The organism is Vibrio sp. B1FLJ16 (assembly GCF_905175385.1).
In the GTDB taxonomy this organism is placed as follows: Bacteria; Pseudomonadota; Gammaproteobacteria; order Enterobacterales; family Vibrionaceae; genus Vibrio.
Genome location: NZ_HG992750.1, coordinates 1 through 16,108, shown reverse-complemented (window position 1 = coordinate 16,108; position 16,108 = coordinate 1). Strand labels below are relative to the sequence as shown.

Sequence of the window (16,108 nt, the reverse complement as noted above, 5' to 3'; positions counted from 1 at the left end):
TCTGGGTAAAGGCAAAATTAAAGTTTAGGTTCATGTTGCAACAAGGTGATAAGAGCAGGAAGGTAGTTCTCTATGGTTAAGTCAGAAGAGACGGCTGGTAGTTCTAACGTAATGCATGACAAGTCGCGCTCTCCACACCAAGTTCCAAATGACCCGGGGTTTCGTAATCTACGTTTTCTACTAGTGGTAAATTGAATTGTTTTCCTAACCATTTCGCCAGTTCCGAATGTTGCGGATCATCGACAAAGGCGAGCGGTTCATGGAAAGAAACCACAAACTTAGGTCTGCGTTTTTCAATCAGATTTATCAGTGCATCCACTTCCGGCTCAAGCTTATCTGCTCTTCCCGTTTTTACCTTTACATCTCGTATCGGAGTGTGAGAGCTCCAACGATAAACCGTGCCATGTTCGGTCCAGTTTTGTGTTGGAAAGGCTCGATTGAGATCGACTTGATTGGCATTTGCCCGTGTTCCTAATTGGTTGCCATCTGGATTCATCGACAGCACAACATCGTGACGCAAATTATCTAGCGGTATAGATCGTAACGCGCATGATAGTCCGGTAATCGATGCCGTTTCATCGCCGTGTGTACCTGCTAAAATTAAACCACGGTTTTTACTTTCTGCCTGAGCTGGGAAGTAAAGCAAAGGAGCGCCCAGAACTGATTTTCCGTAGGTTTGCGGCGTAATTAAAAATGCAGCTCTTTCCGTTCTTGGAATTAGACTCACCATAATCTCCTGAAAAATGAGGTAAAATTTTTAACTCTTTAATCATCCTAGTATGTAGTAAATAACGGTATCTACTTTTTCGTCAATAAAATTGATTGCCAAATGTTTACGTATCGAAATATTTGCCGTGTTCACAAGCACTTTTCTTATGTACTTTCGAACCATTACTTACTGGGGTTGATATTAAATAAACTTAACTGCTTCACTTCGTCAACGGTTGTATTGTGAATTGTGGCGCTTGCTTCAAAAGAGATGTTAGGAGAACTCAAACGTTATGGATTTAAAAAAACACTCGACGGCACTCATTATATCTTCCCTGTTAACCCCTTTTCTTTGTGGCTCAGCGCTGGCTGATTCATTGCCGGAAGGCGTACAGTTAGCTTCGGAGCAGTATCTGGTGCGTGCAAATGATGCAGAAGCTGCAACGCTCGATCCAGCCAAGGCAGAAGGCATGCCGGAAATGCACATCTTGAGAGACCTGTTTGAGGGTCTGGTGATCCAAGATCGCGAAGGTAATATCATCCCTGGCGTGGCGGAATCCTGGGAAACGAAAGATAACCAAACTTTTACTTTTAAGCTGCGACAAAACGCGAAATGGTCTAACGGCGATCCGGTGACCGCTGAGGATTTCATTTTCGCTCTGAGACGTGCTGTTGATCCACAGTTGGCGTCGCCAAATGTTTGGTACCTCAAGATGACAGGCATAAAGAATATTGCGGATGTTGCAGAAGGCAAAAAGCCGATTGAAGATTTAGGCGTCACTGCGCCAGATAAATATACTTTGCGCTTTGAGTTAGACAGTAAGGTCCCGTATTTTGTGGCGATGACTGGCCACACCTCAATGATGCCCGTGCACAAAGATACGGTTGAAAAGAGTGATAAACCATGGAGCGACCCTAAACAATTTGTCGGTAACGGTGCATTTGTTCTGGATGAATGGGTTGTGAATGAGCGAATCGAACTAGTGAAAAATCCTAATTACTGGGATGCTGCCAATACGCATCTTACTAAGGTGACATACATTCCTTTCGAAAACCAAAATGCTTCAATTAACCGTTATGTAGTCGGAGAAGTGGATATCACTTCTGATGTACCGACTCACATGGCAAACAAACTAGAACAAGATTATCAGGACGCATATACCGTAGTACCATTACTTTGTACTTATTACTACGCATTCAATACTACCCGTCCACCGTTTGATGATGCCCGAGTCCGCCAAGCGGTTTCGTATTCAATCATGCGTGATGTGATCACTAAAGGTGTCACGCAAGTAGGGAACTTACCGGCGTACACCTTTGTCCATCAGTATACGGCTGGTTTTGAGGCTACACAGCCGGACTTCAGTAAATGGACACAACAGCAGCGTGATGAAAAAGCCCGTCAGCTTTTGGCTGAAGCCGGTTACGGAAGTGACAAGCCACTGGATTTTAAATTGCTTTATAACACCAGTGAGTCGAACAAAGCCATCGCGGTAGCTATAGCTTCTATGTTAAATAAAAACCTGGGCGCGAACGTAGAGTTAGAAAATCAGGAATGGAAGTCTTACTTAGTATCCCGTAAGCAAGGTAACTTTGATGTGATGCGTGCTTCCTGGTGTGGTGATTACAACGAAGCCTCTACTTTCTTGAGTCTGTTACGCTCGGACTCATCTGGAAACTTTGCGCGCTACAACAGTAAAGAATACGACAAGGCAATGGACAATGCGCTCGCGACAACAGACGAGAAAAAGCGACAGGCGTACTATGACCAGGCTGAACAATTGATTACGGCTGACACACCTATTTCACCTATTTACTACTACATGCAGGCGCGGCTGGTTCGTCCTAATGTTGGCGGCTTTGCGAAAAACAACGTAGAAGGTCGTATTTACTCGAAAGACCTCTATATCAAAAAGTAACCGAGCTTGAACAAAAAGCCCCTCGGCTTGTCTCTTTCTAGTTAAAACTATATAAGAGTCGAGGGGCTTTTTGATTAATCATGATCTTATAAAAACAAACGACGGTGTTCACTCATTGACTGACTCGAAAGTTATGCTTTATTTCTTTCTGCGAGTGTAAATTCGGGAAACAGACATACTTGGCTCTGGTTTGATCTTTTCCAGTTTTAATACTGCCTTCTGCAATATTTGATTGTTAGGGTAGGTGATAAGGTGCCCTTTCTGGTGTTTGATCAACACGTGAAACATACTGATTTCCTGAATCTCGCCACTGATGTCCTCATCCTTATCTACGACTTTGATTCTGTCGCCAACACGGTAAGGAAATACAAAGAAGATCAGAAAGCTGGCGGTGATGTTACTCAGAATCGACCACTGAGCAATAAACGCTACACCTAAAACCGCAAAAATAGACGACAGGAACAGGGAAACATCACCATAGCCAATGCCAGTGACTATGGCAAAAAGGGATGCAGTCAAAAATAGCAGAGCAACATTAAAACAACGTTGAATAAAGCTCAGGCGAGCCTTTTTTACGCCTTTTGATGACGCCAGGTTTGTGATAGCGCGAGTTGCGATTCTTTTCACTACCCGATAGGTAATCAGGACAATAACGCCCATCAGCACTTTGTATCCGAGAGACCCCTCGCTAAAATACTGGCTCACTTGTTCTAGTTGGATCCAATCATTCATTTCTTTCAACTCGATGAAATTAAGATGTGGCTGTTATAGCCGATTTTTTGTCACAAGTAATCACAAACTTACCCTATTTTTAATCGATTATGTGCATCCGCGAGCGATTGATATATGACCTGACTCTCATCTCCGAAACTCTGCCAAATGAAGCGTGTCTTGGCAGAATTTAAACGGTACGTTCTTCTGTTAATCTATTCTTGTGGCAGCAAAGTAATTCGGTTTCCTTTCGTGGGGAAACTTACGGGGCAGTTAGTCGAGATTAAGAATAGACAGGGACGTATGGAAGAAGAAGAAACGGCGATGATGATTTTGGTTCTGATCGTTGGCTTAGTGCTTGTTTGGATATTTTTAGAAGAGTACCACTATTTTGGTCTTTACATGGAGTAAGCCAGAAAGCCCCGCTTAACATACTCTTGTCGGGGCTACTCGCAATTATATTATGCTGGTATTGCTTACTCTTTATCTACGATGAAGCCCTGAAATACCTCTACAAAGTGTTCCGTGAGAAAGTCCAGCTGGATTTGAGTTTCGACACGAGAGGCAACCGTTGTGATCCCTAAGTTATGTGCGGTACGGGATATGGATGTCAACGTGAACTTTTGTTTTTCGTCGTTCAGATTGTGTGTGAACAGATAATCGAGTTTGACATAGTTTGGACGGAACTCCTGAATGTAATCCAGCGAGCGGAAATTACGACCGTAATTGTCCACACCGAATTCTGCTCCAGCCTGGCGAATAGCATTACAAAGCAGTGCGGTGTGGTGAGGATGCTCAATATAACACTCTTCAGCAATCTCAAAGTGCAGTTTAGATGCAACCTCTGAGTGTTTCTCGAGGATACTTGTAGTCCAGCGAATAAAAGAAGGTTGAGACAAACTGCTTTGAGAAATGTTGATAGCAACGGGGTCTTGAAGCTCGCCGCTTTCCAGCATATTTATCATCGATTCGATAACGTATTGATCGAAAATGTTGGTTGCTTCTAGTTGCTCAAGCGCGAACAAATACTGGTTAGCATTAAATATCTCCCCGTCCTTTTCGATGCTGGAGAACACCTCATTATGGAACACTTTACCCCAGCTATTTTTAGCTGCCTGGAAACGAAAACGTATCCAGTTATGGTCAATAGCTTGTTCAACCAGCGCTTTCCATTGCTGTTTACCCATCAGATTGGAGGGAGCCTCACTACTGATAAAGCCATAAGGTTTATCTGGCTGGGCTTTCGCTTTTGCCAGTGCGTTATCCACCATAGCCATAATTTCTGAGTGAGTTTTGTGCACTTTACTGTGTGCAACACCGAGCGTTGCTTTTGGCTTACTGAGGCCGTTTGAATCGCTATTTAGCCCTTTGATACAGCCTACGATACTGTCGGCAAGGATACGTAGCTCACTCTCATCCATGTGGGGGAACAGGAGACCAAACTCATCATTGGATAAGCGAGCAATCGTTGCTCCCGGTACATCAATGGTATTTTTCAGGCGTTGAGATAACTCTTTTACATGAGCATCGGCACTCAGATAGTTTTTAGTTTCATAAATATCACCGATGTACTCAGCATGAAGGAGCGCAATTCCTCCCTGAGTTTCTTCTGCTAGCCACTGATCAATCTGATTCATGTAGAACGAGCGGTTGCCTAATTTAGATACCGGGTCCAAATACGCCTGAGTTCGTAAGCGCTGTGCTTCTTTGGCTTGTTCTTTAAATGAGAGTTCAATTTGTGCCGACATGGAATTTATGCCGTCAACGATGGTTAGCAAATCTTTAGTTTTAGGGCGGGAGAGTGGTTCACTAAATCGGTTGCTCGCAATATCCTGCATTTTTCGCACAATTGAATCTACTGGCTTAAGTGAACGACGTAAAATGAACGAGATTAAGATGATTCCTGCCACAAACAGGATTCCAAACTGAACCAGTAAGCGAAGAAAACTCTTCCAGAGAATCTCATAGGCTGAACCGGGATGGCTGATGATTTCTAGTTCTGCCAACTGCATCCATCCGCTTTTCACGACATCTTTATCGTGAATGGCCTGAAAAAGGTTTAGATTGGTAAACCATTTTGGCACCGGGTTTGGTTTAACGGGGAAGTTGCGGACAAACTGGTAATCGGAGTCGAGTGATGTCAGGCTCACCACTGAGTAGGTGCTTGCATCGAACAGAGTATTAATCACTGATTCAACCGCGACCGTATCTTTTTCTTTCAGATATGGCGCTAGTGCTAAACCTGCCGTGTCCATCGTGTCGCTGACCTTAGAACGCTGCTGTTGCTCCAGGCTGGTTCGAGTAGTATTGAAATCAATTACAAATATTGATGACATTAAGAGTATAAAGACCGTAATCATTCCCACTACTAGCTTCTTATATAGGGTCATTTTGCTCACTCGTTAAATAGTTAATTTTAGGTTTCTATCAACCTGGTTTACGTTCATGCGAAGTATCTATACCCTGCATCTTGAAGTTACTTGGGTATACACCTCTGATCTTATCTGTCGTTTTTGTTCATTGTTATTTAACGTACTAATTTGGAACGGAAAACAACTTATGATGAATAGGAGTGTAACTTTACGTTTAATAAGAAGCTAAATATTAGAATTGCGTCACAAGTGTAATGTTACAAAGAGTTCGTCTGTGAGAAATAGTGCTTTTTATTTAACAAGTTACAAACTTCACTATTACCCGATCGGGGCTGAGGGGGACGACTTTTCCACCTATAATGTTCACTTGCTGGACTGGAGCAGTTATCTCTGTTCGGCTTTTAAACTTCCATAGCGAATGGAGACTGAGAGGTAAATTCTCTGTTTGGTTGTCCTGTCGCCGCGAACGACTGTCACCGGATACTTACAAAGGTTTGAAGTTTGATTTATCCAGTCGATGTTTTTTCAGTTTGTCGTATAAGGTCTTACGAGAGATTTGTAACTCTTGCTGGATCTCTTTGAGTCTTCCTTTGTGCCGTTGCAATGCATCAAATAACAGACAGTATTCAAAGTGCTCTGTACGCTGATTCATACTCTGAATTTCAATGCTTTTATCTGCATTCCAGTCTTCCATGCGAAACGTCTCGGGCTTGAGTGCTCGCAGCTCAGCAAACTGACGCAGTTGTTTGATGTTTTCAGGCCAGGCTAACTCGGTAATGTGTTTCACTTCATCAACACTGATATGCGGTGGTTGAAGCTGATAACGGCTGGCTGCATGCCGCACGAAGTGTTTGTACAGCGGCCCGATATCTTCTTTTCTCTCATCCAGGGGAGGCAAGTAGACCAAGGTTGCCATGTCTTTCAGAGCCGGTTCTATGCTAATCGCTGCCCCGAATACACGCTCAATCTTCGGGTGGTTAAATAGCCTTTGCCACTGTTCTTCGGTGACGTTTTCTGCGCTATGTACATACAGGCTGCAGTTATTTTTCCCGTCGATTAAGTGGTGAATGGTTTTGTCCAGTGATTCTAAAGACAGCTCGTGCAAATCTTCTCCTGATACGGCGATCAGTTCGCTGTCGGCTGTCGCATGTATATCGTGAGCAAATTGCGCAGCAAGTCTGCGTCCCGTTCCATCCTGCCCGATAAATATTAATGGCTGATTGGTCGGGGCGCTGATGAGGATGCGGCGGATATTCACCATGGCTTTACTATGACCAATCATCTTGGGGCCAACATGAGTCTGCATGTCGAGTTCTTTCTTCAGCCAGATATTCTCCTGCAACAAAGTGAGCTTATCACTCGCATTGTTGAGTGATTTCATAAGCTGATCGGTAGAGAAGGGCTTTTCAAGGAAGTCATACGCGCCGCTCTTCATCGCTTCAACGGCCGTTTTCACATCTCCGTGCCCGGTCAAAACAATGAACTGAAAATGGTTATTCTTGCTTAACAAAGTGCGCATAAACTCCAGACCATCCATAACAGGCATGTGAATATCTGTGATGATAATGGCAGGGGAGTCGGGTGTGATCACGCGTAATGCTTCTACTGCATTTGGCAAGCAAGTTACTTCGATGCCTTCTATGAGCAGAGCCTGGGATACGGCATCACGAATGTGAGGCTCATCGTCTACGAAGAAAACAGGGTTATGCATGATCGTTTTCCATTATTAGGTTGTTCTGGTGCCGTTTTGTCACAGGTATGGTCACAACGAAGGTCATGCCTCCAGCTTTCTCGGACTCGGTGCGGTTACGGTTGAATGCACTGAGTGAGCCCTGATAGCTTTCTAAAATGCGTTTAGATATGGTCAGCCCAAGCCCTAATCCTTCTGGCTTAGTAGTGAAAAATGGGTCAAACACTTTTGCTAATGCTTCATCGGACATGCCCGGACCATTATCGGAAATCAGGATGTCGTAGCTCGTATCATTTTCTTTGACAGCGATGGATATTAGCGGGTCAATACAGTATCCATCCATTGCCTGTGCTGCGTTGTGCAAGATATTAATCAAGACCTGTTCTAACTCGACACTGTGGATAGCAAGTCTTAAATCGCGATTAATATCGGGAACTTTCAAAGTAACGCCCTGTTTGATTAATTTACTGCTTAAGATACTGGTGGCATTGTGCACGGCGTCATGCAATATCGATACTTCATTGTGAGTGCTGTGATCGGTTTTGCGAGTAAAGACTTTTAGTCGCGCAATTACTTCTGCAATGGTGTCATTTAATGTGAGCATCTTGTCTAAGTTACCTTCAACCATTGGATAGCGTTCCATGCTCATTAAACGTTGTGAGTTCTCGGTATAGGTTCTTAATGCCGCAAGAGGTTGGTTGATCTCATGGTTAATGCTGGCAGAAAGTTCTCCTAATAGCGCCAGCTTTGCCGCTTGGGTGAGTTCTTGCTGGGTTTGTTTTAACTGCTGTTGGCTGTGTTCATACTGGCGTATGGTTTGTTGCAGCTTGTTGTTTGATTCACTTAAAACAATCGTTCTTTGTAGTACTTTTTCTTCCAAACTGACATTGAGGCTGGCGAGACGGGCTTTATTGACCAGAGTCTGGAACCAGGCGAGCGCTATCAAAGCAATAAGCGCATATAAAATCAGGAACACGACATCTGCCTGTACGACCGCTGCAAGTACCGTATTTTGACGAACCAGTGCGATGACACGGAAACCTTTATCTAACAATTGTGTTGGGTACGCTAAGTAGTTTTGCGATAACAAAAGATGGTTGGCAGAGAATCCTGAGCCACCATTTTGTCCGGTTATCTCACCATTATATTCCGGTAAGGTATCGCCATATTGCCTGGTTTGCGTTAGCTCGTTTCTGGCGGAATCAGACAAAGAGAACAGAGCTTTGTAGCGCCACTCAGGTAGGTTACTCATGAATACCACATTGTGTTTATCCGCAATTAATACGTCTGTGCCATTCTGAGCGAGCCGTTTTTCCAGTTGTTCCAAGTTTACTTTGACCGTTATAACACCAATAACCCCACCATCGGACCAAAGTGGTGACGAAAAGAAGTAACCACGTTTATTTGAACGTATACCCAAGCCAACGTACTGTGCAGCTTGCCCGCGTCGAGCATCCTGAAAATAGGGGCGAAAACTAAAACTGGATCCGACAAAAGAGTCGGCTTGCTGATAGTTGCTCGAAGCAATTACTAATCCGGTGTTGTCGTGTACGTAAATAGTGTCTGCTAAGCTCTGTTTTAACCAGTTTTCCAGTAGCTTATTAAGGCCATTAAAAGGAGTGCCGAGTTCTACCGCACTGAGTAATCTGGGGTCATGGCTCAAGAGATTTGGTATTTGTTCAAATTTGGCGAGTTCGTAGTCAACTTCTTGTGATGCCAATGACGCTTGATTCTTTAGTTTCTGTTGCCATTTCTCATGTTGATACTCTGTGGCGAAATGATGAGTGAGGACAAGTCCGGTCATGCCGATAACAAACAGTAACAATATAAAGTGACGTAGTGCTTTGGGATTAAGTAAGTTCACGTTTGGCTCATCTGATTTAGTACTTTCCCCCGCTGGGTCTGCGAGCGTATTTATAGGGCTCAGACGTTTAACGGCGACTGAAGCTGAAAACGACGTAAGTGAAACCTAATCGTAATGACAAGGCGGTAGGCTATACGTTTACGTTATCTAGAGGGATATATTATCAGAAGGCGCATGGCGATGCTGTGAGACGCAGCCGCTATGAGACAAAGCCTTTGATGGTTTTCTTACTCACTATCCGGCGGTCAGTCGATAGGCTGCTAAAGATTACTCCACTGGAAAGACCGGCTTAGGTTCAAGATATAGAAGCGCGTAATTCCTGTATGGCTGCTAATCCACTTACGTTCAGTTCAGGCTTGATTAGAAAAACGAAATGTCATTAGTTTGACTGGTGATAAAACTGACACTTAAAAAAAACCATGCTAATATCATACTTTGGTGAAACTGGTTTCATAATTAAGTCTATGTGGTATGGACCATTTTTACGCTCAAGCTTATTGGTATTAAGTTGAGTTTATAGACTATGGTTAAGCATGAAGGTGCATCACTAACTATACAATTGATATAGCACTTTTTTGCCTGCGGTATTCTTCAGAGAAGATGAACCATAATTGCTAAAAGTTATACATACATGTTTCATGAACATGATAAGGGGACGCTAATGTTCAGTATGCCAGCGATAAGATCGTTAAAAATAACTATATTGGCATTGCTAATCACCGTGCTTGTCGGCTGTGGCGGCGGTGGTGGAGGAGGTGGTGGAAGTAGCTCTAAAGCAGATACAACACCGCCAGTGATTACGATCTTGGGTGACAATCCTACAACCTTAGTTGTGGGGGATGAGTATGTCGATGCAGGGGCAACCGCAGAGGATGCGGTAGATGGAACGGTGAGTGTCACCAGTAGTGGTAGTGTTGATACTAATACTCTTGGCACTTATTCCATTACATACGAAGCGACTGATTCATCGGGCAACCTTGCTAGCGCAACGAGAACAGTAACAGTGCTGGCGTTTAAAGAAGCGAAGGTGTCGATTGAACAAGGTTTATCTGCGATATCACTAGAAGAAGGCGAACAGAAACTAGTGGCGTTTGTGGTGAAGTTCACTGATGGTAACGCGGCTGATTATCTCATTGAGCTGGAGCAGTTCTTTGATGCGGCGGGCATTTCCCTCAGCAGCAACTATCCGTCGACAGGCTGGGTGGCAACCGATGACAACTCATGGATCGTGAATGTAACATTAACTGCTGAGACTGCGGGAGAATATATTCTTACCAGTCGGGTAACGTTAACAGAGACTGGCGAGATTATTGAGGTTGAGGTCACGCTACCTATCACGATCACTTCTCCGGCCGGTGCCGCAATGACTTTGAGTACTCCGGGAGCAGACAAAGATGCTATCGCACCTGGTAGTACCGAAGAGGTGGTATTCACTTCGAAAGTTATTGGCGGATCAAGTGCGCCTGAAACACTCTCTCTTGAGCAAGTAGACAGTGATGGTGCGGTTATCGCGGATCTCGGAGTGTTGGCAGATGATGGCGTTGGCGAGGATCTCGTCGCTGGTGATCTTGTTTATACCGGAACGGCGTCGCTGACTTCAAGCGCGGTCGGTGAACTCTATTTTCAGGCCTCGTCAGATAATGTGATCTCGGATGCTGCAATAATTAGTGTGACCGAGTTTCCGACCACAATTGCTGCATCGGATACGTCAGCACTGATATCAGATGCTAATGGTAACCAGATTTTCAGTAACGAGTTACTGGTTAAGTTCACTGACGGAATCAGTTCTGCGAGGATTCAGGAAATCATAGCAGCGGAAAGCGGTACTATTGTCGGGAGCGTGATGAGCTTAGGTATTTATCAGGTCCAGATTGAAACCAGTCTTTCCCTGTCCATATTAGATCAAGCGGTACTGGATTTAGAGGCATATGACGAAGTCGAGTATGCTGAGTATTCAGCGCAGACGAGCGTTGATGCATTTCCTGACGACACTGATTTTTCGAGTCAGTCTAATATGACAACCGTCAGAGCGGATGAAGCATGGTACGTATCAAGCGGAAACACCTTCATCAGTATGATTGATACTGGCGTGGATTATCAGCATACAGAGCTGGATAGCAAAGTTATAAACGGTAGAGACTTCGTGTCTGCTGATGATGATTCGATGGATGAGGACGGACATGGCACACACGTAGCAGGTATTGCCGTGGCGAAGGCAAACAACGGTGATGGTATCGCCGGACTGGCGTGGAACAGCAAAGTTATTGCCGTACGTGGCCTTGGCGGCAGTTACGCTGCTTTGGTTGCGGCGATCCGTTATTCAGCTGACAGAGGTTCAAAGGTCATCAATATCAGTGGCGGAGCGTATATCAATTCTGATGCCCTTAACAGTGCGACAGCTTACGCTGAGAGTAAGAGTGCACTTGTGGTCTCTACAGCAGGTAATGACGGGCTCAATGAGTCAAGATATCCTTGTGCTTATGACAGTGTGTTGTGTGTAGCGAATTCCACCAACGCAGATGGTAAGGCGTCATCAAGTAACTTTGGTGCATGGGTTGATATCGCTGCGCCTGGTGAAAATATCCCTTCAACCCAGCTTGGCGGAGGCATAACGACTAAGTCCGGGACCAGTATGGCTGCATCTTTGATCTCTGGTGCGGCAGCCATGGTATGGACGCAACACCCGGAATGGGCGGCTGAAAACATCCGTACGCGTTTGATTGACTCGGGCAAAACGTTAAGTTCTTCACTTCTTATAGGCTCTGCTCGTCTTGATGTATTTGAAGCGGTATTTAACGGTAGCTTTGAAATCGGTGACTTGTCTGAATGGCAAGTTAGCGGCACCGCGAGCAGTATTACGGAATTAAGTAGTCTGTTACCTGTTGCTGGAAACCGTATGGCGATATTGAGTACCGGGCCTTCGGAAGATGGAGTGGAAACTACTCTGACCAAGTCGGTGACTATACAGCCTGGGGTGACCGAATTACCACTTGAGTTCACATACAACTTTATCACTGAAGAGTACCCGGAATATATAGGTTCACAGTTTGATGATACCTTGGTTATTACTCTGACATCACCAGACGGAACAGTGCAAGAGCTGGTCACAGAGAGTGTTAATGATTCTGAGTTTACTCTGGTAGAAGGTCTAGACCTTCCGGATGGTGATGACACTGCAGGTCAGACAGGATTCAAGACCGTTAATTTTGTGATTCCGGTGACTGAAGGTGAAGGGGAGTACAGAATCAACATTTCGGACCAAGAGGATGGGCTTTATGACTCCGTTCTGCTGATTGATAATATCAGGCTCAAATAATTATTAACCACAGAGTGACGGGCAGGAAGATTTCATCTTTCTGCCCGTCTCTACATTTTGATTCTTAATCTTGTATTTCCTCATTATCGAGAGCACAATCGACAAAAAATAGTGAAGGAGTGAAGATGGAACTTGCTGATATTCGTCGTGAATACACTAAAGGTGGTCTGCGTCGTAAAGATTTAAAAGCGGATCCTATTGATCAGTTTAACCTCTGGTTACAACAAGCCGTTGAAGCGGGCTTAACCGATCCTACAGCAATGACTGTGGCGACAGTGGACGAGAACGGCATGCCATTTCAGCGTATTGTTCTGCTAAAAAATGTCGATAGCAATGGCTTCGTGTTTTACACCAACCTGGGCAGCCGCAAGGCACAGCAGCTCGAGCACAACAGCAACATAAGTCTGCATTTCCCCTGGCACCCTCTGGAGCGACAAGTTCACATCACTGGCGTTGCAGAAAAGCTCACCGCAGTGGAGAACATGAAGTACTTCACCTCTCGTCCTAAAGAGAGCCAACTGGCTGCGATAGCGAGTAAGCAGAGTAGTCGCATTTCGGCTCGTGGTGTTTTAGAAGGGAAGTTCCTTGAGCTGAAACAGAAGTTTGCTAAAGGCGAAATTCCAATGCCGTCATTCTGGGGTGGCTTCCGGGTGAAACCTCAAAGTATTGAATTCTGGCAAGGTGGTGAGCATCGTCTGCATGATCGTTTCTTGTTTTCGCAGCACGATGGTCAGTGGGACATCGATCGCCTGGCTCCTTAACTTTGGTATTAACGTTTCTTTATAAAGTTGCCTCATGTCACCTACTTAATTAAATAGTAGGTGACTATCATTTCTCGACTCATGTTTTAGTTTAGTAAATGGAGTTTGAACAATTCTATTGCTGTAAATTTTATTGTCTGAAATTATATTTAATAGTGTTGACATTTAATTTAACCTTGTTTCAACTATTTTAATGTAAATCGTACAAATAAAATTTGTAATTTTTAAAAATATCAATTGCATAATCTTTTAGTTATTAGACTAAAAGTTTTCCCTTCATGTTAAAAATAACCATTGTAACCTTATAATCCTATTCTAATTAGATTAAATTTATATTATGAAAATACATTATTTAATCTTGTCGTTAATTATAGCGTTGATATGTGTGAGTTTTAGTAGCATGTTTGATTTTATAAAACCTTATAAATATATGGTTAGCCCCAAAATATCTGGAGTAATTATAAAACAGGGGAGGCCAGTGAAAAATATAGAAATATCATTAGTCGCTGGATTCTCGAAATACCATGAAAAAGTGACCAAAACTGATGAAAGAGGACGGTTCTATTTTGATGAAATTTATCATCATCAATGGTTTAAAGTTTTTCACTGAATACGAACCTTACCGCCATTCGATTAGTGGCTCACTTTAACCAAAACGAGGTGTTGCTTTGGTCATCTCATAGCGGCGTACATCTACATGACTATGTGACAGATAACCTTGCAGAACTTGAGTGTGATTTGGATGACGAAGATTCAGAATTTCACTTTAAAAATCGGGTTACTCCAGATGGAAGACCTCATATTGTTTTCGGAATTTGTCGTTTAAGAGGCTTTGAGAAAAAAGAATTAAGGAGTATTGATTAATGGCTATTCTAACACCAAAGCTTGCTTATGAAATAGCATATTTGCCATATCAACTGGTTACACATAGAGATAAAGAAACTATTGAGCTATCAAATGAAATCAGAAAGGCTTTCAGTTTCAATAAAGAAAAACAGAGCTTTCATGGAAAAACTGGTGGTATATTTGGATTCGGCCGAAAAAGTGAAGGCTTTGCATTAGTTGGTCTTGGAAAAGGAAAGCATAAAGACGAGTTAGTTATTACCGTCAGGGGAACAAAAAAACTCAATGATTGGATTACCAATTTAAACCTTGGACTTAAAGGTTCTCCAAATGGATCACATGCTCATGCTGGTTTTATTAATACATTTCATACAATACGACCTCAGATTAGAAGCTTTATACTGTCACAGTCTAAAATGCCTAAACTCGTGCATTGTGTAGGCCATAGCCTCGGTGGTGCGCTTGCTTCTTTATTCTCAGATTGGCTAAAAGATGAGTTTTCTATGAGAGTTAATTTATATACTTTTGGAACTCCTCGTGTGGGCCATGAATCCTATGCTCGTAAGTCAGATCATACAAACATTAATATATTTCGTTGTACACACGGAGCAGATCCTGTCCCTCTAATACCATTGTGGCCATTTCAACACGCTCCTTATTCAGGTATGGAATATAGACTTGATGATAGCAACGGCATTTACTCTCAGACCCATGGAATGGGGCCACATGATAACCCTGGTTATATCAATACTGCTAATAGCTTGAGCTGGGATAGTTTGAAACAGAGCTCAAATCAGTTTTTGAATAAACCAATAAGGTTGAAGTTTGAAAGTAGAAGTCAGGCCGCATATAACTCGTATTGGGCTAGTAAGTTGAGTGCAGCACTGACTACACTCCTTAAAGATGCTGGTCCGCAGCATTATAGAGCCATTGAGATTCAAGCGAGGCTTTCTTCTGGAATGACTTTTTATGACCAATTAGCTCGCAGTGTCGAAAAAGTTGCAGCTGTTTCAGGAGAGTTGGCAGAGCAGACTAAAGGTTTATTAGGTCATATGTTAGTTTTTTCTGGACGTTTTATAGACAAAATAAATGATCTTTCGGCGAAATTCATTCGCTGGGTGTTTGACGTTACGATAGGAAAGCTTTTTAAAACGGCTCAGAGAGCACTGTCTTCATTGTTTTAGTTGAATATCCCCAAAGGGTTTAGTATTCATGAGCTCTAATTCTATTGAAGAACTCCGCTGTTTGAGTTTTTTCTTCCGATATTAGAGCCTTATTCAGTTGCCATCACCCCAACGACTAACTCATTCTAGCCGAGCTCCCAGCTACCTTAAGCTTCTAGTAGAATTACCTCGTTTTTTGTTTTTCATTTCAAGTGAATCCTTGATCATGCTTTCGAAGATTTCATGTAGGGACAAGTCATATATCCCGCAATTTTGATGCCTGCATAAGAGACGCAAATACTCTTAGCAATAGTTACTATATTTAACTCATTGTATATAAAGGAAATAATCTGAGATCTTGGCTGGGCTTCCTAATGCCCAAGGACTTAGTTACAGAACCGGTAGAGTTTCAGTAAAAAGAGAAATTCCTTCGTACGCTGGCATTCACTCCAAAATTCGTCTTAGGGTGTGCTGTATAAATGGGTTTAACGATAAAAGGTCGCCAGTTGTTACAAAAGATCTTTTCAAAAAGTGAATGCCGAACAGAGCATTGGTTGCTATCTGTCCGTTTTTGTTAACAAAATTGGTTTGCCTTTAACCGTAGTTTAATCTCGCATGATCATCGTTCCGGAACTATGATCATGAAAGTTACGTTGATCATAATGAATTGATCTTGTCCGATTGGCTGAGGGATTATTTCCAAGCAACCCGAGAAGGGGTATTATGCGCTGGTGCAAGCCGTACGCTTAAGATGACTGTGA

At 43.2% G+C, this 16,108-nt stretch carries 10 protein-coding genes and 1 pseudogene; 6 read left to right on the top strand and 5 right to left on the bottom strand.

Annotated elements, in window-relative coordinates; translation table 11 throughout:
* Positions 1–17 precede the first annotated feature (17 nt).
* Positions 18–727: pseudogene (gene mpaA, locus KHN79_RS14165) on the bottom strand (murein tripeptide amidase MpaA).
* A gap of 274 nt (positions 728–1,001) precedes the next feature.
* On the opposite strand from mpaA, the gene KHN79_RS14160 reads away from it, so the two are divergent.
* A complete protein-coding gene (locus tag KHN79_RS14160) occupies positions 1,002–2,627 on the top strand; it encodes a peptide ABC transporter substrate-binding protein (protein ID WP_182010521.1) in 1,626 nt (541 codons plus the stop codon).
* A gap of 138 nt (positions 2,628–2,765) precedes the next feature.
* On the opposite strand, the gene KHN79_RS14155 is transcribed toward KHN79_RS14160, so the two are convergent.
* Complete coding sequence (locus tag KHN79_RS14155) at positions 2,766–3,359, bottom strand: mechanosensitive ion channel family protein (RefSeq protein ID WP_182010520.1); 594 nt, start codon at positions 3,357–3,359, stop codon at positions 2,766–2,768.
* A 231-nt stretch (positions 3,360–3,590) separates the two neighbouring features.
* On the opposite strand from KHN79_RS14155, the gene KHN79_RS14150 reads away from it, so the two are divergent.
* Positions 3,591–3,749 carry a hypothetical protein gene (locus tag KHN79_RS14150; protein ID WP_182010631.1) on the top strand — a complete coding sequence of 53 codons (159 nt, stop codon included), beginning with the start codon at positions 3,591–3,593 and terminating at the stop codon, positions 3,747–3,749.
* 65 nt (positions 3,750–3,814) lie between these two features.
* On the opposite strand, the gene KHN79_RS14145 is transcribed toward KHN79_RS14150, so the two are convergent.
* The 3 genes from KHN79_RS14145 to KHN79_RS14135 all read right to left on the bottom strand — a co-directional run bounded on the left by KHN79_RS14145 (position 3,815) and on the right by KHN79_RS14135 (position 9,264).
* Positions 3,815–5,728 carry an EAL domain-containing protein gene (locus KHN79_RS14145; protein ID WP_182010519.1) on the bottom strand — a complete coding sequence of 638 codons (1,914 nt, stop codon included), beginning with the start codon at positions 5,726–5,728 and terminating at the stop codon, positions 3,815–3,817.
* A 466-nt stretch (positions 5,729–6,194) separates the two neighbouring features.
* Entirely contained in the window at positions 6,195–7,421 is a 1,227-nt protein-coding gene (locus tag KHN79_RS14140; protein ID WP_182010518.1) for a response regulator, read from the bottom strand.
* The gene (locus KHN79_RS14135; RefSeq protein ID WP_182010517.1) at positions 7,414–9,264 is read right to left on the bottom strand and encodes an ATP-binding protein; all 1,851 of its coding nucleotides are present in this window, start codon (positions 9,262–9,264) and stop codon (positions 7,414–7,416) included. Before KHN79_RS14135 ends, KHN79_RS14140 begins: the two co-directional genes overlap by 8 nt.
* Before the next feature lie 661 nt (positions 9,265–9,925).
* On the opposite strand from KHN79_RS14135, the gene KHN79_RS14130 reads away from it, so the two are divergent.
* The 4 genes from KHN79_RS14130 (at position 9,926) to KHN79_RS14120 (ending at position 15,368) form a co-directional block, all read left to right on the top strand.
* Positions 9,926–12,580, top strand: coding sequence for a S8 family serine peptidase (locus KHN79_RS14130; RefSeq protein WP_182010516.1), 2,655 nt, complete (start codon positions 9,926–9,928; stop codon positions 12,578–12,580).
* A gap of 125 nt (positions 12,581–12,705) precedes the next feature.
* Positions 12,706–13,341 (top strand): pyridoxamine 5'-phosphate oxidase, encoded by a 636-nt coding sequence (gene pdxH, locus KHN79_RS14125; RefSeq protein ID WP_182010515.1) that lies wholly within the window; start codon positions 12,706–12,708, stop codon positions 13,339–13,341.
* Between the two features lie 337 nt (positions 13,342–13,678).
* Complete coding sequence (locus tag KHN79_RS21805; protein ID WP_310648670.1) at positions 13,679–13,951, top strand: DUF6795 domain-containing protein; 273 nt, start codon at positions 13,679–13,681, stop codon at positions 13,949–13,951.
* 253 nt (positions 13,952–14,204) lie between these two features.
* Positions 14,205–15,368, top strand: a complete 1,164-nt coding sequence (locus tag KHN79_RS14120) for a lipase family protein (protein ID WP_182010514.1) — start codon at positions 14,205–14,207, stop codon at positions 15,366–15,368.
* Positions 15,369–16,108: the final 740 nt, after the last annotated feature.